21 protein-coding genes are annotated in these 20,698 nt (G+C 72.4%); 9 read left to right on the top strand and 12 right to left on the bottom strand.

Features of this window, described 5'->3' with window-relative positions; genetic code table 11:
* Positions 1 to 142: 142 nt before the first annotated feature.
* Entirely contained in the window at positions 143 to 631 is a 489-nt protein-coding gene (locus tag amrb99_RS29065) for an NUDIX domain-containing protein (protein ID WP_190861971.1), read from the bottom strand.
* Positions 632 to 1,566: 935 nt separating this feature from the next.
* The gene (locus amrb99_RS29060; protein ID WP_190861969.1) at positions 1,567 to 2,844 is read right to left on the bottom strand and encodes an HNH endonuclease signature motif containing protein; all 1,278 of its coding nucleotides are present in this window, start codon (positions 2,842 to 2,844) and stop codon (positions 1,567 to 1,569) included.
* Positions 2,845 to 3,607: 763 nt separating this feature from the next.
* On the opposite strand from amrb99_RS29060, the gene amrb99_RS29055 reads away from it, so the two are divergent.
* The gene (locus tag amrb99_RS29055; RefSeq protein WP_190861967.1) at positions 3,608 to 4,003 is read left to right on the top strand and encodes a Rid family hydrolase; all 396 of its coding nucleotides are present in this window, start codon (positions 3,608 to 3,610) and stop codon (positions 4,001 to 4,003) included.
* 18 nt (positions 4,004 to 4,021) lie between these two features.
* Here the strand turns inward: amrb99_RS29055 and nucS are convergent, their stop codons facing one another.
* Together nucS and amrb99_RS29045 are read right to left on the bottom strand one after the other, a co-directional pair.
* Positions 4,022 to 4,702 (bottom strand): endonuclease NucS, encoded by a 681-nt coding sequence (gene nucS, locus amrb99_RS29050; protein WP_190861965.1) that lies wholly within the window; start codon positions 4,700 to 4,702, stop codon positions 4,022 to 4,024.
* A 40-nt stretch (positions 4,703 to 4,742) separates the two neighbouring features.
* Positions 4,743 to 5,954 (bottom strand): HEAT repeat domain-containing protein, encoded by a 1,212-nt coding sequence (locus amrb99_RS29045; RefSeq protein WP_190861963.1) that lies wholly within the window; start codon positions 5,952 to 5,954, stop codon positions 4,743 to 4,745.
* A 170-nt stretch (positions 5,955 to 6,124) separates the two neighbouring features.
* Here amrb99_RS29045 and amrb99_RS29040 point away from each other — a divergent pair, with 170 nt between their 5' ends.
* Both amrb99_RS29040 and amrb99_RS29035 read left to right on the top strand, forming a co-directional pair.
* Positions 6,125 to 6,313, top strand: coding sequence for a hypothetical protein (locus amrb99_RS29040; RefSeq protein ID WP_190861960.1), 189 nt, complete (start codon positions 6,125 to 6,127; stop codon positions 6,311 to 6,313).
* Between the two features lie 193 nt (positions 6,314 to 6,506).
* A complete protein-coding gene (locus amrb99_RS29035; RefSeq protein ID WP_190861958.1) occupies positions 6,507 to 6,893 on the top strand; it encodes an SCO5389 family protein in 387 nt (128 codons plus the stop codon).
* A 144-nt stretch (positions 6,894 to 7,037) separates the two neighbouring features.
* On the opposite strand, the gene amrb99_RS29030 is transcribed toward amrb99_RS29035, so the two are convergent.
* Positions 7,038 to 8,024, bottom strand: coding sequence for an LLM class flavin-dependent oxidoreductase (locus tag amrb99_RS29030; protein ID WP_190861956.1), 987 nt, complete (start codon positions 8,022 to 8,024; stop codon positions 7,038 to 7,040).
* A 55-nt stretch (positions 8,025 to 8,079) separates the two neighbouring features.
* Here amrb99_RS29030 and amrb99_RS29025 point away from each other — a divergent pair, with 55 nt between their 5' ends.
* From amrb99_RS29025 to amrb99_RS29010, 4 genes are all read left to right on the top strand, one after another.
* Complete coding sequence (locus tag amrb99_RS29025) at positions 8,080 to 9,666, top strand: 3-hydroxyacyl-CoA dehydrogenase (RefSeq protein WP_190861954.1); 1,587 nt, start codon at positions 8,080 to 8,082, stop codon at positions 9,664 to 9,666.
* A 78-nt stretch (positions 9,667 to 9,744) separates the two neighbouring features.
* Positions 9,745 to 10,056, top strand: a complete 312-nt coding sequence (locus amrb99_RS29020) for an ATP/GTP-binding protein (RefSeq protein ID WP_190861952.1) — start codon at positions 9,745 to 9,747, stop codon at positions 10,054 to 10,056.
* An 89-nt stretch (positions 10,057 to 10,145) separates the two neighbouring features.
* The gene (locus amrb99_RS29015) at positions 10,146 to 10,868 is read left to right on the top strand and encodes an alpha/beta hydrolase (RefSeq protein WP_190861950.1); all 723 of its coding nucleotides are present in this window, start codon (positions 10,146 to 10,148) and stop codon (positions 10,866 to 10,868) included.
* A 110-nt stretch (positions 10,869 to 10,978) separates the two neighbouring features.
* A complete protein-coding gene (locus amrb99_RS29010; protein WP_190861948.1) occupies positions 10,979 to 11,770 on the top strand; it encodes an alpha/beta fold hydrolase in 792 nt (263 codons plus the stop codon).
* Between the two features lie 24 nt (positions 11,771 to 11,794).
* On the opposite strand, the gene amrb99_RS29005 is transcribed toward amrb99_RS29010, so the two are convergent.
* The 3 genes from amrb99_RS29005 to mce form a co-directional block, all read right to left on the bottom strand.
* The gene (locus tag amrb99_RS29005) at positions 11,795 to 13,267 is read right to left on the bottom strand and encodes an AI-2E family transporter (protein WP_190861946.1); all 1,473 of its coding nucleotides are present in this window, start codon (positions 13,265 to 13,267) and stop codon (positions 11,795 to 11,797) included.
* 153 nt (positions 13,268 to 13,420) lie between these two features.
* On the bottom strand, positions 13,421 to 14,767 hold the full coding sequence (locus tag amrb99_RS29000) for a DivIVA domain-containing protein (RefSeq protein WP_190861944.1): 1,347 nt from the start codon (positions 14,765 to 14,767) through the stop codon (positions 13,421 to 13,423).
* A gap of 402 nt (positions 14,768 to 15,169) precedes the next feature.
* The gene (mce, locus tag amrb99_RS28995; RefSeq protein ID WP_190861942.1) at positions 15,170 to 15,592 is read right to left on the bottom strand and encodes a methylmalonyl-CoA epimerase; all 423 of its coding nucleotides are present in this window, start codon (positions 15,590 to 15,592) and stop codon (positions 15,170 to 15,172) included.
* 106 nt (positions 15,593 to 15,698) lie between these two features.
* On the opposite strand from mce, the gene amrb99_RS28990 reads away from it, so the two are divergent.
* The gene (locus amrb99_RS28990; RefSeq protein ID WP_190861940.1) at positions 15,699 to 16,898 is read left to right on the top strand and encodes an acetyl-CoA C-acetyltransferase; all 1,200 of its coding nucleotides are present in this window, start codon (positions 15,699 to 15,701) and stop codon (positions 16,896 to 16,898) included.
* Positions 16,899 to 17,023: 125 nt separating this feature from the next.
* Here the strand turns inward: amrb99_RS28990 and amrb99_RS28985 are convergent, their stop codons facing one another.
* Together amrb99_RS28985 and amrb99_RS28980 are read right to left on the bottom strand one after the other, a co-directional pair.
* Positions 17,024 to 17,719 (bottom strand): DUF4230 domain-containing protein, encoded by a 696-nt coding sequence (locus amrb99_RS28985; RefSeq protein WP_190861938.1) that lies wholly within the window; start codon positions 17,717 to 17,719, stop codon positions 17,024 to 17,026.
* A gap of 44 nt (positions 17,720 to 17,763) precedes the next feature.
* Positions 17,764 to 18,552: a DUF2127 domain-containing protein gene (locus tag amrb99_RS28980; protein ID WP_190861936.1), complete on the bottom strand. Its 789-nt coding sequence runs from the start codon at positions 18,550 to 18,552 to the stop codon at positions 17,764 to 17,766.
* 173 nt (positions 18,553 to 18,725) lie between these two features.
* On the opposite strand from amrb99_RS28980, the gene amrb99_RS28975 reads away from it, so the two are divergent.
* Complete coding sequence (locus tag amrb99_RS28975; protein WP_190861933.1) at positions 18,726 to 19,049, top strand: DUF3817 domain-containing protein; 324 nt, start codon at positions 18,726 to 18,728, stop codon at positions 19,047 to 19,049.
* A gap of 46 nt (positions 19,050 to 19,095) precedes the next feature.
* Here the strand turns inward: amrb99_RS28975 and amrb99_RS28970 are convergent, their stop codons facing one another.
* Positions 19,096 to 20,442 (bottom strand): hypothetical protein, encoded by a 1,347-nt coding sequence (locus amrb99_RS28970; protein WP_190861931.1) that lies wholly within the window; start codon positions 20,440 to 20,442, stop codon positions 19,096 to 19,098.
* The coding region (locus tag amrb99_RS28965; protein ID WP_190861928.1) for a hypothetical protein at positions 20,435 to 20,698 on the bottom strand (264 nt) is incomplete at its 5' end. The genes amrb99_RS28970 and amrb99_RS28965, both read right to left, overlap by 8 nt.

Below are 20,698 nucleotides of genomic sequence, written 5' to 3'. Positions count from 1 at the left end.
GTCGTCCGGAGTGGATGTGCCTGTTTCGGAGATCGAGCTGCACCTGTTTTGGAGGCTGAGCTGAGCCAGTCTGAGAGGCCGAGCTGCACCGGTCTGAGAGGCCGAGCTGTACCGGTCTTAGAGGCTGAGCCTGCGCCGGTTTTTAGAGGCCGAGTTGCACCGGTGCGTCCGGGAGCCCGCCGGTGATGAGCGCGCCCAGCAGTGCGGCGAGGTCGCGCGGAGCGAACACCTCGGGACCGCGGTGACGGGCGATGTCCTCAAGCCGCCACCAGTAGAAACCGACGATGTGCTCGCCGGCCAGTTCGTCGTCCGACATGGAGCCCCGAGGCTGGAACGACGCGGTGCGGACGACGAAGTAGTCATTGATCACGCCGTCATGACCGGTGGCGTAGCCGGGACCGATGACCTCCTGATGCCACACATGCGGAGGATCGGCGCCGACCGCCAAGCCCACCTCTTCACGCAGTTCGCGACGCAGCGCGGCAAGCGGCGTCTCGCCGTCCTCGACACCTCCACCGGGAGCAGCCCAGGCGACCATCTCCCCTGTCTCTTCGGGAAAGGCGAAACGGCAGTGCAGGACGCGGTCCTCTTCATCAAGAATGATCGCGCGAACCGAGCAACGCAGCTTCACCGATCATCCTCGGGGCTGGGGCTGGGGCTGGGGCTGGGGCTGGGGCTGGGGCTGGGGCTGGGGCTGGGGCCGGGGGCTCTATGAAGGTCTGTGTCTTCCGACCTCGGGTTATGTAACCAGAACAGTGGGCGTGCTCGTCGTTGGCCCATGGGCGCTCAGGCCGTTCTCAAGGGGCGTTCGGGCGGTGGCGCGAGACGGGCTCTCGAATGGGGAGATGGGGTGTTCGGGTGGTGGGGTGGCGCTTGCGTACGGGGCCGCCCCTCCAAAGTCAAGGGCGCCTTCGGCGTCGCTTCGCGATGGACTTCGTCCACCCTTGACTTTGGAGCCTCTGCGGCCCCTGAGCAGGTGATGGGGGCAGGCTCCGCCTGCCCCGCCCCCGGGTCGCGCCACCCCACCACCCCCTTCAGTCAGGTACCAAAGGGGCAAGACTCCCCCTTCCGTGAGGTCCGAAGAGAACCCAAGGGCAACACCGCACCACCTGGTCTGAATCCGAGCCGCCCCGATGTGGTGTGTTGGCGGGTCGCTGGCATTGCGGGCCGTGGGGTGTTGGCGTGCTGCATTCGGCAGGCGGCCTTGGCTATTGCGTTGGTGTATCGCGTTGGCGTGTCGGCATGGCCCTGTGGTGGGGGCTGGCTCGCCCGTCGTGGGGTGGCTGCGGGTGGACCGGCGCAGGGCCTGGGTTGGGGATGGGTGTTATGCAAGGGCGGGGCGGCCTTGCGGTTCGGTCCGGGGCGGTGTTGGTCGGTGCTGCTGGGCGGCGTAGTGGCCGGGGTGAACTGGGGGTGGCCTCCGCAAAGGGCTGTCTGGTGGGCACCCGCAACTGGTGTGAGGCGGTCGCCTGGCGTGTGGGCACGCCGGGGCCGCCCGTCATCGGTGTGGATGCGGGCGGACCGACGCAGGGCATGACCGAGCCCGGTGTTACTGGGGTGGTGCGGTTATGCGGCCCAGTCAAGCGCGGGGCTGTCAGGTGGGCCGATGCTGCCTGGTGGTCCGGCCCCGGTCGCGGATCCTCTGAAGTCGGCCGGTGGCAGCAGCCGGTAGACGTACCGCCCGTCCTGATCCTTGGTGATCTGGATCTGGTCGGGGTTGGTGTGTTTGAAGCGGTTGTGCCATCCGCAGGTGAGTGCGAGTTGGTCGATGTCGGTGGGCGATCGTCCCAGTGCCCAGCCGCGGACGTGGTCGACCTCGCACAGAGTCCCTGGCACTTCGCAGCCTCGTACCGCACAAGAGGAGTACAGCGTCTCCAGCACCTGCCGTTGGGCCGCACTGGCGAAGCGTTCCCGGTAGCCGAGGTAGAGCGGGGTGCTGCCGCGTCCGAGCAGGAGGGGTGAGACTCCGGCGGCCAGTGCGATGCGGCGGGCTTGTGCGGCGGGGATCGGGGTGCCATCGGTGAGACGGGCCGGGGCGTTGCCGCCGGTCAGCGTCTCCAGGTCGCAGACGACGGTGACCTTGGACGCCTTGTGCCCGCCTGAGAGGACGCTCGACAGTGCCGCCGCTGTCCGTTCGGCGAGGTCGCGGCGGTCGTCTGGTCCGGCCGGCTTGGCCAGCGGAGCCAGGGTGCCGTCCCAGATCGCGGCGTCTTCGGGGTTCAGCCACCCCTTGACGTACCGGCCGCCGTCCAAGGAACGCGTGGTCGTTAGCCACGACTTGTCATAGCCCCGCTTGGTGTCCTCGTCGGGGGCGTCTTCGGTGTCGTCGCGTTCGGCGATGAGGTCGCGGATGCGGCGCCCGAACGCGGCGACCTTCCCGGCCGAGAAGCCCTGCTCGACCAAGCCGAGGAGGATTGTCTCGGCCTCGGCGCAGTCGTGGTCGTTCAGGCGTGAGACCGAGTCGGCGACGGTGACGGCGTATCCGTAGGACAGTTCCCCGGCGGCGAGGCGTTCGGCCACCTGCGGGAGACGGCGACGCTGCCGCGCCAGCACCAGACGCTCTTTCACCCGGTTATCGCGCATGCCCAGCCGCGACCGCAGCCACGCCTGGGGGGAGGGATATCCCCACCGGCCTGGTTCTCTGGCGGCGTCGACTCGGCCGATGAATCCGGCGAGCGCGCTTTCCTGCAGATCGGACGCGGCCACCAGGGTTTCGGTGAGTTCCAGGCAGGCCGCAGGAGATTCCGGGGCTTCTCGCGATGCGAGTTCAGTGGCGATCGTTGAGAGCGCGTTCACCAGTTCCATGGTGGACGCGGCCTCAAGCTCGACCGTCACTGATTGCATACGTAAATAGTACCCTGTGTGACCGACATTCGAGGCCGTTCAAGCCCGTTCGGGTCACATTCTTTCCGGTATTTTTCGGGTGAGAAGGCTGCCGTTCTTCGGGCCTCACGGGAGGGGGTCTCGCCCCTTTGGTACCTGACTGAAGGGGGTGGTGGGGTGGCGCGACCCGGGGGCGGGGCAGGCGGAGCCTGCCCCCATCACCTGCCTAGGGGCCGCAGAGGCTCCAAAGTCAAGGGTGGACGAAGTCCATCGCGAAGCGACGCCGAAGGCGCCCTTGACTTTGGAGGGGCGGCCCCGTACGCAAGCGCCACCCCACCACCCGAACACCCATTCTGCGATGACTCCATACCCGCCCTCCTGGCCCCTATTGGACTCCACCCGAAGTAGGTAACTTGAACTCGCTCTAATCAGTGCCGCATGACAGTGCGTATCCCAATCAGTCTGCCGCCGTCGCCAGTCCCGATCCCGGCCCCGATTCCACCCCGAATCCGGTCCCGACCCCACCCCACATCCCACCCCAATCCCGCCCCGGATCCCGCCCCGGATCCCGCCCCGGATCCCGCCTCGCGCGAATCCACAGGATCTCCGCCACATCGCCTAACCATCCATATAGCGCCGACCCCACCCAGCCTTAGAGATGACAAAACGCGGCTACCGACCACTCGTGCAGCCCAATTGCCCAAAAACGCGTTCACAGCCGTGGCGGCGGGTAGAGACCGCGAAACAAAGATCACCGACACGGCCACCAGGGAGCAGAGAGAAGATGCACCGCATCGACATGGATCCGCGGATGTTCGGCGACCGGGTCGGGTATCAGCGGGCCGTCCTGATCGAGCGGCCCGAGCGGTGGCTGTTCGTCGCCGGGCATGAGGCGCGCGGCGAGGACGGCGGCATCGCCCACGCCGGTGACATCCGCGCTCAGGTCGCGCTGACGTTCCGGCGGTTGCGCGAGACGCTCGACAAGGCCGGGTTCGTCCTCGCCGATGTCGTGCAGATCCGGTTGTTCACCGTGGACCTGCCGGCGCTGACCGCCAACTACGACGCCGTCACCGCCGAGCTCGCCGCCGGGGGCTGTCGTCCCACCAGCCTTCTCGCCGGTGTCGACGCCCTGTCCGACCCGGCGATGCTCGTGGAGATCGAGGCCGTCGCCGCGCGGTAGCGGGGCGACGGCGCGCGGTCAGAACAGGGTGCCCTCGTGTTCGATGCCGCGGAGGGCGTCGTAGTCGAGCGTGACGCAGTTGATGCCGCGGTCGGTGGCGAGGACGCGGGCCTGGGGCTTGATCTCCTGCGCGGCGAAGATCCCGCGGACCGGCGCCAGGTGCGGGTCGCGGTTCAGCAGCTCCAGGTACCGCGTGAGCTGCTCGACGCCGTCGATCTCGCCGCGCCGCTTGATCTCGACGGCGACGGTGGCGCTGTCGGAGTCGCGGCACAGGATGTCGACGGGGCCGATCGCGGTCGGGTACTCGCGGCGGATCAGCGACCAGCCCTCGCCGAGCGTGGTGATGTGCTCGGCGAGCAGCTCCTGCAGGTGCGCCTCCACACCGTCCTTCTGCAGGCCCGGGTCCAGCCCCAGCTCGTGGCTGGTGTCGTGGAGGATCTCCTCGATGGTGAGGATCAGCCGCTCGCCCGACTTGCCGTGCGTGACCGTCCAGCGGGCGATCGCGCCGTTCTCCTCGTACGGCTCCTCGCGCAGGGAGCACGGCGGGTTCATCCAGTTCAGCGGCTTGTAGGCGCGGTCGTCGGCATGGATGCTCACGCTCCCGTCCGACTTGATCAGGACGAGCCGGGGGGCCATGGGCAGGTGGGCGGTGAGCTTGCCGGCGTAGTCGACGCTGCAGCGGGCGATAACGAGACGCACGTTGCCCAACCTTAGTTCCGCCGTGGACCCCGCGTGGCCGTCATGCGAGACCCGCGTACCTGCGGCACTCGTCGCGGTCGGTGGGCAGGCCCCACTCCTGAAGGATCTCCATGAGGTTGCCCCACCGCCAGCTGGTGTCCGGGAGTTCGACGATGACCCGGATGGTCCGCCTCTGGACGTCCGTGAGGTCGGCGTAAGGCGGCAGGGGAGCGGACGGGGTGCGGAAGGCCAGCCGGAGCGCGACGGCGGCCATGGGGAAGGACGCGTCGTCGGACGTGCGGGACAGCCCGTCGAGGACGGCGCCGGCGGCCTCGTCCGGCGGGTCGGCCATTCCGGCGATGGCGGCGGCCGAGTAGAGGCGCAGGTCGCCGTTCATGAACGCGACGGGCCCGCCGGGCATGCCGGGCGGGTCGACGCAGGCGGCGGCGAGTTCGGCGATGACGGGCGGGCCGGTGACGTCCAGGCGGAGGAGCGCGATGGCGGCGGCCCAGCGGGGGAGCGGCTCGGTGCCTGACAGGTGCTCGCGGAGCCGGGGGATGAGGTCGCGGCCGTCGAGGAGGCCGGTGGAGACGAGGGCGTTGGCGGTGACGGCCGGGTCCTGCTCGGTTTCGAGCAGTGCCCGCAGCGCGGGAAGCGACCCGGCGGCCTCCTCCGGGAACCAGCCGAGCGTGTACGCGGCGGCGGCGCGGACGAAGGCGTCGTCGTCGGCGAGCAGGTCGCGGACGAGGGGAAGCCCGGCCTGGACGGCGTCGTAGGCGGCGAGTTCGGCCTCGGCGTTCATCAGGGCGTCGGCGAAGTCGAAGTGCTTGCACCGGAGTTCCCTGGACCGGCGTTCCCGGGGGTCGGCGGCCTCGGCGACCCAGGCGTCCAGGCGGCGTTCCTCCTCGGCGGCGTCGGAGGCGCGCAGCCGGGCGACCTCGCTCCGCCATCCGGCGATGTCGACGCCCGCGGGGAGATGCGACTCGTCGGAGCCGATCGCCATCCCGGTCGCCAGGTACAGCGGGTCGTCGCGGTCGGGGGTGGCGGGGTCGGCGGCGAGGGCCAGCAGGAACGGCACCGCGGGCCCGGACGCCGGATAGCGGCTGCCCTGGTGGTAGATGCTCGCGTAGAGGGTGTGCAGCGCGTTCTGGCGCTCCTCCCGGTCCGGCGTGCGGAGCGTCCGGAGCAAGGCCGGAATGTCGTCCGCGGAGCCGTAGGCGTGGCGGAGGCCAGCCCAGTCGACGTCGTCGAGCCCTGCCAGGAGTTCGTCCATGGCGCGGGATTCTGCCAGCCGTGTCCGACATCCCCGCTGACCTGGATAAGAGCGTCTAAGACCCCGGTAAGGCCGGATATAGGGCGTCGTCCCGATGCCCGGGCGGGGGCCTTAGGGCGAACCTCTTGGATGTCGGGTCGTTGCCGCGGCCCGCGACGAAGGAGGGGGCCGTGTACCACCACGACATCATGCGGTCGATCATGCGGGAGCGGGCCGGCGAGCGGCGCGCGGAGGCGCGGGCGGCGCGGAACGCGGCGCTGGCGCGGCGGGCGCGCGAGTTCTGGGAGGAGCGGGCGCAGCGGAGCGCGCGCCCGGCGCGGCGCATGTCCGGGCGGCGCGGAGCGGCGCCGGCCGGCTGACGGCCGGCGACCATGAACCGACGACCGGCACCGAAGACGGCCGCCGACCGGGCGGGAAGCGGGGATCCGCCCGCCGGCGGCCGAGGGTCCCATATGGCTCATGTAAGGATCGCTGTCAAGCCTGGAATTGTCGGGATGCCGTGATTAGCGTCGCGGGTGGTGGGTGTCATCCGTCTGCGAAAGGACCCCCGCGATGTCCCTCGACGTGTCCCCGGAACTCCTCGAGACGGCTCGGCAGGGCGAGATCGGCGACAAGGAGTTCGTCGAATGCATCAGGACGTCCCTCCCCTACGCCTGGGAGATGATCAGCGGTCTGGTGGCGCGGCTGCAGGTGGACGGCGGCGAGTTCGCCGACAACCTGACGCCGCCGCCGGACGAGCGGGCGCGCGGCCAGCTGCTGCGCGTGCTGGCGAGCGACGCGATGCGCGGAACGCTGGAACGCTACTTCGGAGTGAAGCTGGCGTTCCAGAACTGCCATCGGGTCGCGGTCTTCCCGTCCGGTGATTCGGCGGCGTACCGCACGTTCGTGACGCCGCGCGAGCAGATCCTGAACCAGTCTCCGGAACTGCGCGACTGCTGATTCGGCTCCTGCCGAATCGAGCCCGGGCCGAATCGGGCGCGGCTGAATCGAGCGCTGAATCCGCCGCCGGATCGGCTCTGAGGTGCCGTGGACGCGCGGCCCCTCGCGAAGGGCGGCGCGTCCGCGTATAAGGAGCGCGGCCGGTCAGGAGAGCGCCGCGCGCGTTCTCGGGAGGACCTGCGCGCCGAGCCGGGCGATGTTCTCGAGCGTCGCGCGGTGCGATCCGGCGGCCTCGACCAGCAGGACGAGGTGCCGGATCCCGGTCCGCCCGGCGGTCGCGGCCAAGGCGGCGGCGCAGTCGTCGGGGGAGCCCACGGGGTGCAGGTCGCACAGGCGCCGGGTGTAGGCGACGGGGTCGCGGGACGGGCGGGGCCGGTCGTCGACGGGCACGTATCCGTCCAGGCCGGGGCCGAGCCAGCGCGGCATCTCGTCGAGGAGCGTCCGGACGGCCTCGTCCCGCGTGCCGGCGACCTGCGCGAGGTGGACGGAGATGTGCGGCGCGTCCGGGACGCCATGGCGGGCGACGGCGGCGGCCTTCTCCTCGTCGCCGACGTGCATTCCGAGGAGCATCGGCAGGCCGCGTTCCGCGGCGATCGCCTCGGTGCCGGGAGAGGTGCACGCGACGGAGACCGGCGGCGGGACGTCCGTTCTCGGCACGACCGGGACTTCGCGGAACGAGAAATGCTCGCCCCGCCACCCGAGCCGTTCCGAGCGCAGCCAGGCGAGCAGCAGGTCGAGCGATTCGGCGAACCCTTCCTCGTAGCGGCGGAGCCCCGTTCCGAAGACCTCCAGATCGCGCCACGGGCCGCCGCGTCCGACGCCCAGCCGGAAACGCCCGCGGGAGAGCAGCGACAGCATCGCCGCCTGTTCCGCGAGCGCCACGGGATGCTGGTCGGACAGGACGCTGACCGCGGTGCCGACGTGGACGCGGCGGGTCATGGCCAGAACGTGGCCCGCCATCAGCGTCGCCGACGGGATGACGCCGTAGGACATGAAATGGTGCTCGGCCAGCCACACGTCGTCGAATCCAGCGCGTTCCGCCGCGACGGCGGCCTCGACCGTGCGGGCCAGGGCGGCGGCGTCGTCCTGACCGGGGTAGCGGGCGGCGAGCAGGAAGATTCCGAAGCGCACGTCCCGGTCGTACCCGGCATCCGGGCGGGCCGAGCGCTCTGGGAGACTGCCGTGCATGACTGGTGGTTCGTTCAGCAGGGTCGGGGTCGTCGGACTGGGCACCATGGGCGCGGGCATCGCCGAGGTGCTGGCGCGCGGCGGCCTGGCGGTCGTCGGCATCGAGGTGAACCAGGACGCGCTGGAGCGCGGCCGCGGCCACCTGGAGAAGTCGACGGGGCGCGCGGTGAAGCGCGGCAGGCTCACCGAGGACGCGCAGCGCGAGATCCTCGGCCGGGTGACGCTGTCCACGGACTTCGCCGACCTCGGCGACTGCGACCTGGTCATCGAGGCGGTGCCGGAGCGCCTCGACCTGAAGCGCAAGGTGTTCGCGACGCTGGACGGGGTGTGCCGCGCCGACGCGGTGCTGGCCACCAACACCTCCTCGCTGTCGGTCACCGACATCGCCGTCACCACGGAGCGGCCCACCAAGATCGTCGGGGTGCACTTCTTCAACCCGGCGCCGGTCATGAAGCTGGTCGAGGTCATCCGCACGGTGCTCACCGAGCCGGAGGCCGTGGACCGCGTCGCCGCGCTGGTGAAGGAGCTCGGCAAGACCCCGGTCACCATCGGCGACCGCGCCGGGTTCGTCGCGAACCGGCTGCTGTTCGGCTACCTCAACCAGGCCGCCGGGATGCTGGAGTCCGGGCACGCGACGCGCGACGACATCGACACCGCGATGACGGCCGGGGCGGGCCTGCCGATGGGCCCGTTCACCCTGATGGACCTGATCGGCCTCGACACCTGCCTGGAGGTGCTGGAGGCGATCCACGCCGAGACCCGCGACCGGCGGCACGCGCCGTCGCCGCTGCTGCGCGAGCTGGTCACCGCCGGGCTGCTCGGCCGCAAGACGGGCCGCGGCTTCTACGACCACGGCGCGCCGAAGGCCGAGGCGCCCGCGCCGGCGGAGGGTCCCGCGCCCGTCGTCGGCGTCCTCGGCACCGGTGCCCTCGCCGACGCGTTCGCCGCGCTCTGCGACCGCGCGGGCGCGCAGGTCCGCGGAGCCACCGCCGACCTCGCGGACTGCGATCTGATCGTCGAGGCGGCCGGCGACGCCGGCGCGGGCCGCGAACTGCTCGCGGCCGCGGCGCAGGCCGCCAAGCCCGGTGCGGTCCTCGCCGTCACGTCCGCGACGGTCCCGGTGGCCGAGGCGGCGATGGCGTCCGGACGTCCCGCCGACGTCGTCGGCCTGCACCTTCCCGCTCTGCTCGCCGCGGAGGGGACGGGCGCGCTCGCCGAGATCGCGGAGACCGTCGCGACCGGCCCCGGCGTCGCCGACCGCGCCGCGGAGCTGGCCGGGCGGCTCGGCCTCACCGTCGTCCGCTGCCGCGCCCGCGCCGGCTTCATCGTGGACGCGCTGCGCTTCCCGTACCTCAACGACGCCGCCGCGATGCTCGGCGCGGGCTACGCCGACGCGGACGCGATCGACGCCGCGATGACGTTCGGCTGCGGCTACCCGACCGGCCCGATCGCCGACCTCGACCGCCTCGGGATCGACCGCGCCGTCGCCGTGCTGCGCGCCCTGCACGCCGAGACGCGCGAGCCGGCGCTCGCGCCCGTCCCGCTCCTCACTGAGCACGTCACCGCGGGCGTGCCGATCCGCTGACCCGCCGGGCCCGGAGCGCGGCCGCCGGGCGCCCCCGGCCGGCGACCGGCGGCCCGCGCGGGCTCATATCCTGGGGGCATGAGCCCCCGCAAGAACCGCCGTGCCGTGTCCGGGAAGCCGCCGCAGGGCGGCGGCTGGGCGCAGCGGACGGAGGAGGGACCGGACGGCGAGTGGATCGTCCGGTCGATCGCGGGGGCGGCAGCGGTGAAGGCGTACCGGTGCCCGGGCTGCGACCAGGAGATCCCGCCGGGCGTCCCGCACGTCGTCGCGTGGCCGTCGGGCGAGCGGGGCGGCGCCGACGACCGGCGGCACTGGCACCGCCCGTGCTGGGAGGCGCGGGCACGCCGGGCGCCGCGCGTCCAGCGGAGCAGGAACGCGCCGCGCTACTAGGCGCGGCGTCACCGGGCACGGCATCAACGATGCACGGCATCAACGAGCACGGCGTTACGTGGGCACGGCACCAGCGAGTGAGGGAGTCGATGGCGGAGATCAGGGCGGCGACGGTGCTTCCGGCGCGGCGCGAGGAGATCACCCTGCACACCTCCGACGGGCTGCGGCTCGTCGGGGAGCTGGCGCTGCCGCCGGACCGGCCGCCGGTCGCGACCCTGGTCTGCCTGCACCCGCTGCCGACCGCCGAGGGCATGATGGACAGCCACGTGCTCCGCAAGGCGTCCTACCGGCTGCCCGCGCTCGCCGGCCTCGCCGTCCTGCGGTTCAACACGCGCGGGACGACGTCGGCGCGCGGCACCAGCGAGGGCGAGTTCGGCGAGGGCGAGACCGAGCGGTTCGACGTCGCGGCGGCGCTGGAGTACACCGAGTACCACGACCTGCCGCGGCCGTGGCTGCTCGGCTGGTCGTTCGGCACCGAGCTGGCGCTGCGCTGGGGGCTGGACCCGCTGGTCGAGGGCGCGATCCTGCTGTCGCCGCCGCTGAAGCGGGCCGGGGACGCCGACCTGGACGCGTGGGGCGCCGACGGGCGGCCGCTCGTCGCGCTCGTCCCGGAGTTCGACGACTACCTGCGCCCGGCGGAGGCACGGGAACGGTTCGCCCGCGCGCCGCAGGCGGAGGTGATCGGCGTGGACAACGCCAAGCACCTGTGGGTGGGGGAGCCGTACGTCCGGACCGTGCTGAACGAGATCGTCCGGCACGTCGCACCGGACGCGTACCCACTTCCCACAGAATGGGACGAACCGGACAGATAAACGCGCACGGCCGATCGCGGCCACTCCCGTCCCACCACCCCCGATAGCGGGTAACGATTGTCCGACCGCCGCGTGAACGCGGCGGCGTTTCGCGGACGTGAGGGAACCGGATGACCGTGCAGCTGTACGCCAGGGACGTCGGGACGGGGACACCGCTCGTCCTGCTGCACGCCTTCCCGCTCTCCTCGGCGATGTGGCTCGAGCAGCGGCAGGGCCTCGCGAACCGGTTCCGCGTCGTCACCCCGGACCTGCGCGGGTTCGGCGGCTCGCGGCTCGGCGCCGACGACCCGTCCGTCGACCTGATGGCCGACGACGTCGCGCACCTGTTCCGCCGGCTCGGCCTCCAGCGCGCCGTCGTCGGCGGGCTGTCCATGGGCGGGTACGTCGCGATGGCGCTGTGCCGCCGCCACCCCGACCTCGTGCTCGGCGTCGTCCTCGCCTCGACGCGCGCCGCCGCCGACACCGCCGCCGTCCGCGAGAACCGGCTGCGGCAGGCCGAGGCGATCGACGGCGACGGCACCGTCCAGGTCCTGCTGGACGAGGTGCTGCCCGGTCTCGTCGGGCCGACCACCTACCGGCTGCGCGCCCTCGTCTACGGGCGCGTCCGCGGGCTCGTCCAGGCGACGCCCCCGCCCGCCGCCGCGTGGGCGCTGCGCGCCATGGCCGGACGTCCCGAGTCGTTCGAGACGCTGCGCGGCCTCAAGGTGCCCGCGCTGGTGATGGTCGGCGACGAGGACACGCTCGCCACCGAGGACGAGGCGCGCGCCATGGCCGACGCCCTGCCGAACGCCGAGCTGCTCGTCATCCCGCGCGCCGGGCACCTGTGCGCGGTCGAGCAGCCCGACCTGTTCAACCAGGCCGTCGCCGAGTTCGCCGCGGCGCTGGCCCGCACCACCCGCTGACGCGGGCGGGGCCGCCGGAACGGCTCAGAGCGTCTCCTGCCTCGGCAGGACCACCTCGCGGATCAGCAGCGAGATCGCCGCCGCGGTCGGGATCGCCAGCAGCGCGCCGACGACGCCGAGCAGCGCCGCGCCGACCAGCGCCGCGACGATCGTCACCGCGGGCTGGACGTCGACCGTCCGCTTCATCACCCTCGGGTACACCAGGTAGTTCTCGACCTGCTGGTAGATCACGTAGAACGCCACGCAGACGATGAGGTCGGTGGTCGTCCCGGTCAGGAACGCGACCAGGCAGACGATCACCGCGCCGATCGTCGCGCCGATGAGCGGGACGAGGTCGGTCACCGCGACGATCAGCGCGAGCGCCAGCGCGTACTTCACCCCGAGGATCGACAGGAAGATGTACGAGCACAGCCCCGCGATGAACGCGATCGTGAACTGGCCGGCGACGTACCCGCCGATCCGGTCGAGGATCTCGTCGCCCAGCAGCGCGACGCGGGCCCGGCGGGTGCGCGGCGCGAGCTGGTAGAAGAACGTCTTGATCTGCGGCAGCGAGCTCATGAAGTAGAGCGTCAGGATCAGGATCGTGATCGTCTGGAAGACGCCGTTGATCGCGACCTTGCCGATGCCGGTCGCGGTGTCGGTGAGCCCGTTCTGGAAGCCCGGGCTGTTGACGGCCTTCTCCGCGCGCTTGAGCAGCCCGTAGCGCTTGTCCCAGTCGGCCAGCGTCTTGTTGTTCTGCAGCTGGTCGACGAAGTCGGGGATGCTGTGCCGCAGCTCGGTGACCTGCTCGGTGACGGGCTGGACGAGCGACGCGACGAACCCGGCGAAGAACAGGATCACGATCAGGAACACCGCCCCGACCGCGGCGCCGCGCGGCAGCCCGAACCGGCGCAGCCGCTCCACCGCCGGGTTCAGGCCGACCGCGAGGAACATCGCCACGACGATCATCACGAGCACCGACTTGGCGTTCGTCGCGGCCTTCACCAGCATCCACGCGGTGATCACGCCGAGCGCGGCGGTGAACCCGAACACGAACGGGTGGGCGCGGCCGAGCGGCTGGCCGGGGCGGCCGAACGGGAACAGCGGGTTCACGCCGGCCTCGCGGCGGCGCTGCTCCACGTCGTGGGCGGGGTCCGGCGCGCCGGGCTCGGGCGCCTGCTGTTCCGCCGGCTCGTCCGCCGGAGCCGGGCGCGTCCGCGGGCCGCCGGTGGCCGGGTCGAGCTCGTAGGCGGGCTCCTGGTCGGCGGCCTCCGTGTCGAGGGCACCGCTGGGCGCCCCGGCGGTCTCGCCGCCGCCCGCACCGCCGCCGCCCGCACCGCCGCTGCCCTCGTCGCCGTCGCCGTCGCCGCTCGCGCGTTCCGTGCCGCGGTCCGTGCCGTTCGCGTCGTCCGCGGTGTCGGCCGGGGGTGCGGGCGCGGGGACCTTGCCGGCGGTACCGGCGGCCGCCTTCCCGGGCGCCGCCTCCGGCTTGTCTTCGCTGGGGGTGTCGTCGGGCACGCCGCTCTCCTTCGCCGTCCTGCCGTCGTCGTTCACGGGTCCGGACGGAGGGCCGCCGACCACGCGTTACGGGTGTAGACGACGGAAAGCCCGGAGACGTTTCCGCCTCCAGGCTCTCCGTCGCTCCTCCGGGCCGTCAGCCGGCCCGGAGGGTCACTCCTGCCACCAGTCCTCGTCGTCCTCGTCGGACTTCTTGCCCTGCGGGGCCTGCTTGGCGGGCGCGGCCTTGCCGGCGGGCTGGGCGGCCTGCTGCGGCTTCGGCTGCGCCTGCTGCGCCGGGGCCGGCTTCGGCTCGGCGGCCGGGATGGCGGCCTTCTCCGGCGGCGCGGCCAGCTCGGGCTCGCCGCCGCCGCCCATCGCCGGGGCGACGCCGCCGATGAGCTGGCGCAGCTGGTTGAGGTGGCTCGTGATGCTGTCGCGCTGCCGGGTCAGCTCGTCGACCTGGCGCTGCGCGGCGGTGCGGACGCGGTCGGCCTCGGCCTTGGTCTCGGCGAGCAGCTGCTCGGCCTGCGACTTGGCCTCGGCGATGACGTTGTCGGAGTTCTTGCGCGCGTTGGCCATGAGCTGCTTGGCGTGCGAGTCGGCCTCGCGCCGGGTCTGCTCGGCCTGCTGGGTGGCCTTGGCGGCGCGCTGCTCGGCGGACGCGGCGCGCTGCTCGGCCTCGGCGACCAGCTTCTGGGTGGCGGCCTGCGCGGCGGCGTGCCGCTCGGCGTCCTGCCGGTCGGCCTCCTCGCGGCGGGCGGCCAGCTGGATCTCGAACTCGGCCTCGGCCTGCGCCCGCTGCGCCTCGCTCTCCTCCAGGATGCGCTGGGCCTGCGCGCGCATCTCGTCGGCCTGCCGCTTGGCGGTCGTGAGGATCTCGTCGCGCTCGCGCTTGGTGGACGCGCGCAGCTGGGCGACCTCGCGCTCGGTCGTGGTGCGCAGCTTGGCGATCTCGCGCTCGGCGCCGGCGCGCTTCTCGGCGACCTCGTGGTCGGCGGTGGCGCGCAGCTTGGCGACCTCGCGCTCGGTCGTGGAGGTCAGCTCGTCGGCCTCGCGGCGGGCGGAGGTGCGCACCTCCTCGGCCTCGCGCTCGGCGGCCTGCCGCATGTCGTCGCCCTCGCGCTGGGCGGTGGCGCGCAGCTCGGCGGCGTCGTTCTCGGCGGTGGCGCGCTGCTCGGCGGCGTCGACCTTCGCGGCGGCCTTGATCTCGTTGGCCTCGGACCGGGCGGCCTGGACGAGCTCGGTCGCCTGCTCCTCGGCGAGCCGCAGCAGCTGCTCGATGCGGGCGCCGAGGCCGGAGTAGGTGGGACGTTCCTGCTCCTGCAGCTGGCGATGGGCGTCCGACAGCTCCCGCTGGAGGGCCTGGGACTGCTCGCGTGCCTGCCGGCCCTCGTTCTCGAGCTGTTTGATGTGCTCGTCGACCTGGTGCCGGTCGTAGCCACGGAGCACCACGTCGAAATCGCGCGGGGGCGTGTCCTCGAAGAAGTTGCTGAGCTGGGCGTCGATGTCGGACTGCATAGGGCTCAATCCTGATGTGACGGGGCTACGGGTGGTTCCGGGGACCGGTTGATCGCCTGGCATGGACGGCCGCCGTCAACGGGCGCGGTGCCCCAGACCTCTTCCGGTGGATGAAGCGTACTCCGGACACTGCCGTGTTGGGGGCTCATCTTGACGCGCTGCGTGGTTTGTCCCAGTTTGCGGTTACCGTGTCCCGTGCCCCAGGTGCCCAGGTACGGGGGTCGCAAATGCACCAGATGTGTCCGAATGCTCACAGAGCGGCGGTCTTGCACCCCGCGGGCCCGCCGGGTGATATCGAACACGTCACGATCCGATCGCGCTCGCGCGGCGCGCGCGCGAGACCGCGCCAACGCGCGCGCCGCGCCCCGTCCCGCCGGGCCTCGCGCCCCCCGCGCCCGCCGGCTACGCCTTCTGGACCAGCTCGGTCAGCACGCCGTGGCAGTCCTTCGGGTGCAAAAAGTTGATCAAGGAACCCATGGAACCGTTCCTCGGCGCGTCGTACAGCACCCGGACGCCCTTCCCCGCGATGTCCGCCGCCTCGTCCGCGACGGCCTGGTCGGTGCCGAACGCGATGTGGTGGACGCCCTCACCGTTCTTCGCGAGCCACTTGGCCACCGCCGAGTCGTCCCTGATCGGCTCGATGAGCTGCAGGTAGCTGGCCGCGCCGTCGCCGGTCTCGTTGATCTTGAGCATGCACTCCCGCACGCCCTGCTCCTCGTTCACCTCGAAGTGCGCGTCGGTGAAGCCGTAGGTCGCCTTGTAGAACTCGACGGTGGCCTCCAGGTCGTGACAGGCGATACCGATGTGGTCGATACGGGTCAGCATGGACGTTTCTCCCTACGGACGGCCGAACGGGGGCGAACGGAAGCGAGCGACGCTTCCCTGGGTATGGTGGCAAACGTCGCCGCAGCACCCTCCTGGAGGCCCCCACATGACCGCCACGTCCGTGATCGTCGCCGGAGCGCGCACCCCCGTGGGGCGCCTGCAGGGCGCGCTGAAGGACTTCTCCGCCGCCGACCTCGGCGCCCACGCGATCAAGGCGGCGCTGGAGCGGGCCGGCGTGGCCGGCGACCAGGTGGAGTACGTGATCCTCGGGCAGGTCCTGCAGGCCGGCGCCGGGCAGATCCCGTCCCGGCAGGCGGCGGTCAAGGCCGGCATCCCGATGAGCGTCCCGTCCATCACGATCAACAAGGTCTGCCTCTCCGGGCTGGACGCGATCGCGCTCGCCGACCAGCTCATCCGGGCCGGCGAGTTCGACATCGTCGTCGCCGGCGGCATGGAGTCGATGACGCAGGCGCCGCACCTGCTGCCCAAGTCGCGCGCCGGCTACAAGTACGGCTCGATCGAGGTCCTCGACCACATGGCCTACGACGCGCTGACCGACGCGTTCGACGGCATCGCGATGGGCGAGTCCACCGAGCACCACAACGCCAGGCTCGGCATCGGCCGCGAGGAGCAGGACGAGTTCTCCGCCCGCTCCCACCAGCGCGCCGCCGCGGCCATCAAGAACGGCGTCTTCGACGACGAGATCGCCCCGATCGAGATCCCGCAGCGCAAGGGCGACCCGATCGTGTTCGCCAAGGACGAGGGCGTGCGCGCCGACACCACGGCCGAGTCGCTCGCGCGGCTGCGCCCCGCGTTCAGCAAGGACGGGACGATCACCGCCGGCTCGTCCTCGCAGATCTCCGACGGCGCCGCCGCCGTCGTGGTGATGTCCAAGGCGAAGGCCGAGGAGCTCGGCCTCACCTGGCTCGCCGAGATCGGCGCGCACGGCAACGTCGCCGGCCCGGACAACTCGCTGCAGTCGCAGCCGTCCAACGCCATCAAGCACGCCCTCGGCAAGGAGGGGCTGACCGTCGACGACCTCGACCTCATCGAGATCAACGAGGCGTTCGCGTCGGTCGGCATCCAGTCCATGCGCGACCTCGGCGTCGGCCCCGAGAAGGTCAACGTCAACGGCGGCGCCATCGCGCTCGGCCACCCGGTTGGCATGTCCGGCGCCCGCATCGTGCTGCACCTCGCCTACGAGCTGAAGCGGCGCGGCGGCGGCGTCGGCGCCGCCGGCCTGTGCGGCGGCGGCGGCCAGGGCGACGCTCTATTGATTCGCGTTCCGGCTCAGGGCCTCGCCTAGCGGCTCGGCCCTGACCGGCCCACGGGCGGGCGCTAAGTCGCTCCGCGACCTGCTGGAGAACTTCGCTTCCGGCTCGTTCGCCCAGCAGACCTTCGGTCGCGCCCGCGCGGTGGTCGATGTAGCGGCTACTGGGCGTTGGGCTGCTGGACGGTGACCGTCCGGAAGCCCAGCGCCCTCAGCATGTTCTCCAGCATCCGCTTGGTGTTGGCGTCCGCCTGGTCGGCCAGCCGGCTCTGCTGCGCGGCCGCCTGGATCTTCTGGCTCGCCAGCACGTACAGCTGCTGCTGGTTGTCGGGGTTGCTGCTGAAGAAGTCGCCGAACCGGTCGAACAGGCCGCGCTCGGTCGCGTAGACGTAGCTGCGCTTGGTGTCGAGGTTGGTGGGTTCGAGCTGGGCGTGCGGCAGCGTGATCGTCGCCGCCGTCCGGTCGGAGTTCACCTTCACCGCGCCGGTGGCGATCCGCGAGAAGTCCACGTAGGCGTCGACGGAGCCGTTGCCCACGAACAGGGTCCGCTTGCCGCGCAGCGACGACGGCAGGAACTTCGCGTCCTTCTCCAGGTCGACGACGACCTGGAAGTCGCCGCTGGCGGCCTCGTACCGGTTCAGGTCGCGGATCGACTGCAGCAGCACCGGGCCGCTGCGGTCCTTGGTCTCCTCATGGAACGGGTTCAGCCAGTGCGGCAGGCCGTGCACCGCCTGCTGCACGACGAGGACGACCGCGATGGTCGCCGCGATGAGCACCAGGGGGGTGAGGAGACCGCGCCGGGGGACGGGTCGCACGCGCTGGGGGGCGGGCTCGCGGGCCGCGTCGTTCTTCGGCATGTCACCCACATTCCCGGACTTATCGCCCCCTCACCTCTTCCCGGTCATCCCGTGGCGGGGTGCGACGGCCGCGCGACGTCCGGATCGGTCGCCGCGTGCTCCACCTCCATCAGCGACTCGCTGCGCAGATGCGCCTCATGGGCGGCCCGGCCGCCGCGCACGCCGAACAGCCGTTTGGTGACGATGATGTAGACGATCAGACCGATATTGATGGCCAGCGCGCCGATCCGCAGCACGGTCACCTTCTCGGACAGCTCGTAGATCTCGACCGGCAGGCCGAAGCAGGTCGCGACGACCGCGAAGTACTCGCCCCACCGCTGCAGCAGCCACAGCCCGACGGCCTCGATGATCTCGATCGCCGCGTACACCAGCAGCCCGATCGCGAGCCAGCGCAGCGTCCGCTCCTCCAACCCGAACACGTGCCGGATCGAGGTGACGATCTTGGAGTGGTCCAGGTCCCAGCCGAACTGCTTCGCGATCGGCCGCAGCAGCGGGATCTCCTTCTCGAAGACCTCCTGGATGGAGCCGCGGCTCTGCGCGAACCGCCACACCCCGTACGCGGCGACCGCCACGATCAGCCCGCGGATCAGCCGCTCCACCGCGAAGAACCGCATGATGAAGGCGTCGCGCAGCTCCTTGCCGCGCTTCACCAGCGGCGCCTCGTCGGCCGGGCCCGAGCCGTGCGGATCGCCGTGCACGTACGCGCCGCAGCGCAGGCACCGCCACGCGTCGCCGACGGGCGACGACACCACCAGCCGCTCGCGCAGCGGCCGCTCGTCGGGGGCATAGGTGATGTGCCCCTTGCGCGCACAGGTCAGCAGGCTCCAGTCCACGCGGACACCCTATTGTCTGCATTGCCCGTGGCGTCAGGCGCTGGAGCGCCTTCCTTCAACGGGCGACGCGCGCGGTCGCCGCATCGCCGCGGGCCGGAGGGCCGGTCGGCGCGTGTGAGCAGGGCCATAGGAACAAGGGAAACCTGGAACGGCGGCGAGGCGTTGAGGGGTTCGTGGACATCGTGCGCGCGTTCCGTGTCGTCTCCATCGCCGAGGCGACCTCCTTCCTGGTGCTGCTCCTGGTCGCCATGCCGCTGAAGTACGGCGCGGACCTGCCGGTGGCCGTCCAGGTGATGGGGCCCATCCACGGCATCCTGTTCCTCGCCTACGTCGGGCTGGCCTACGCCGCCGGCGAGAAGCTCGGCTGGGGCCTCAAGCGCACCGTCCTCGCGCTCATCGCCGCGGTGCTGCCCGTCGCGCCGTTCTTCGTCGAGCGGCACTGGGCCAAGCCCGCGGCCGCCGCCCGTCCCGAGCCGCAGACCGCCGGACGGGCCTGACCACGACTTCCGCGTGGCCGCAGTCGGGATGGGGGTTCCGCCGCGGTCACGCGGGGGACTGCGCGTGCCCCAGCTCCCGCGGACGCATCGGCACGGGCCGGTGGGCGTCCCGCACCACCCGCCCCGTGCTCCGGTGGACGCGCCGGGGCGCCGGCCGGAAGTCCGCCGGACCCAGCGCGCACGACCGGTAGCCGGCGAAATGGCGGCGCAGCCAGGCGCGCCGCCGGTCGTCGCCCCATGAGCCGAACCGCCGCGCCGCCCCCGCGTCGCGGATCGCCGGCGGCTGCTCGCCGAGCAGCCACGCGTCCACCAGCGAGCCGTAGCCGCCCGGCCGTCCGATGACCGCGCACGCGCCCGCGTCGAGCAGGCCGTCCCTGATCTGGCGGACGGCCCGCTCCTGGTAGCCGGGCGACAGGTTCTCGTCCAGATGGATGCCGGCGACGCCGTTCGCGACCCCGGCGGGCGCCCACCCCGGAAGCTGCTCAACGCGGGTGAACGCGCCCGGCGTGCCGCGCAGCCGCGCCGCGAGCGGCGTCACGGCCGTCATCAGCGAGGGCAGCGCCGCGCGCAGCGCCGGATGCACGCAGACGGTCAGCGGCCACTCCCGGCACACCCGTTCCGCGGGCGCGGGCGCCACCGTCCCGCCGGCGTCGCGCAGCCCGAGCGTCGCGCCGCCGGTCGCCGCCAGCGCCAGGGCCAGCGGCAGGACGAGCAGCAGCCGCCGCGTCGCCCACAGCACGTACCCGAGGACGAGCACGGCGGTCAGCCCCGACGCCCACAGCACCTGGTAGCCGAGCACGCACGCGCGCAGCGTGGTGAACAGGGGGATGCGGTTGAACGCCGCAGGGGGGAGCAGGCTCAGCCAGGACGTCCCCGGCACGCGGAGGGCGGCCCACAGCGCCGTCACGGCGAGCACCACGGCCGCCGTCGCCCGGTGCGGGACGACCCGTCCGGCCAGGTAGCCGACCGCGACGTGCAGCACCAGCGCGCCCGCCCCGGCCACCACGCCGAGCGGATGCGGGTGCCCGGCCTCCTGCCGGAGCAGTGTGACCGCGACCACCAGAGCGGCCACCACCAGGTAGGACGCGAGCGCCGCCGCGGAGAGCAGCAGCAGGTCGAGCAGGGCGCCCGTGGCGGGCGAGCGCGCCGTCAGGTCGCGCAGGTAGTCGAGCGGGCGCTCCCGCACGGCCGTCCACGCGGCCAGCCCGGCCGCGGCCGGGCCGAGGAACCGCACCGCGTCGAGCAGCGCGACGACGGAGTTGTCCCAGTACGCGACCGAGGGCAGCAGCGGCGGGCCCGCCGCCGCCGTCCCGACCGCGGAGAGGATCGGCACCGCGACCAGCAGCGCCGAGCGGCGGGCGTCCAGCCGGAGCACCCGACCGAGGTCAGACACCGGCGCCGCTCCCCGCGGCCGCCCGCCTCGACCGCAGCCTCGGCACCGGGAGCGGCACCTGCCGCAGCGCCGCGCCGCTCAGGGCCGTGGTGCGGCGGGCCGTGGCGCGCAGGGCTCTCGTGCGCCTGGCCATCGTGCGCAGGGCTGTCGTGCGCAGGGCCGTCGTGCGCAGGGCCGTCGTGCCCAGCGCGGCGGGGCGCAGTGCGGCGGGCCGCAGGCTGACGTGCGGCAGTGCGAGCCGCGCCGGCCGCCTCCA

The sequence above is a fragment of the Actinomadura sp. RB99 genome, from assembly GCF_014706005.1.
Lineage (GTDB): Bacteria > Actinomycetota > Actinomycetes > Streptosporangiales > Streptosporangiaceae > Spirillospora.
Note: the sequence above shows the minus strand (reverse complement) of the source record. Positions and strands in the feature narration are given on the sequence as shown.

Excerpts from the sequence above, each read along its gene's own strand:
- amrb99_RS29060 (WP_190861969.1), bottom strand. The coding sequence starts at position 2,844 with ATGCAATCAGTGACGGTCGAGCTTGAGGCCGCGTCCACCATGGAACTG.
- amrb99_RS29055 (WP_190861967.1), top strand. The coding sequence starts at position 3,608 with ATGCACCGCATCGACATGGATCCGCGGATGTTCGGCGACCGGGTCGGG.
- amrb99_RS29045 (WP_190861963.1), bottom strand. The coding sequence starts at position 5,954 with ATGGACGAACTCCTGGCAGGGCTCGACGACGTCGACTGGGCTGGCCTC.
- amrb99_RS29035 (WP_190861958.1), top strand. The coding sequence starts at position 6,507 with ATGTCCCTCGACGTGTCCCCGGAACTCCTCGAGACGGCTCGGCAGGGC.
- amrb99_RS29025 (WP_190861954.1), top strand. The coding sequence starts at position 8,080 with ATGACTGGTGGTTCGTTCAGCAGGGTCGGGGTCGTCGGACTGGGCACC.
- amrb99_RS29020 (WP_190861952.1), top strand. The coding sequence starts at position 9,745 with ATGAGCCCCCGCAAGAACCGCCGTGCCGTGTCCGGGAAGCCGCCGCAG.
- amrb99_RS29015 (WP_190861950.1), top strand. The coding sequence starts at position 10,146 with ATGGCGGAGATCAGGGCGGCGACGGTGCTTCCGGCGCGGCGCGAGGAG.
- amrb99_RS29010 (WP_190861948.1), top strand. The coding sequence starts at position 10,979 with ATGACCGTGCAGCTGTACGCCAGGGACGTCGGGACGGGGACACCGCTC.
- amrb99_RS29000 (WP_190861944.1), bottom strand. The coding sequence starts at position 14,767 with ATGCAGTCCGACATCGACGCCCAGCTCAGCAACTTCTTCGAGGACACG.
- mce (WP_190861942.1), bottom strand. The coding sequence starts at position 15,592 with ATGCTGACCCGTATCGACCACATCGGTATCGCCTGTCACGACCTGGAG.
- amrb99_RS28990 (WP_190861940.1), top strand. The coding sequence starts at position 15,699 with ATGACCGCCACGTCCGTGATCGTCGCCGGAGCGCGCACCCCCGTGGGG.
- amrb99_RS28985 (WP_190861938.1), bottom strand. The coding sequence starts at position 17,719 with ATGCCGAAGAACGACGCGGCCCGCGAGCCCGCCCCCCAGCGCGTGCGA.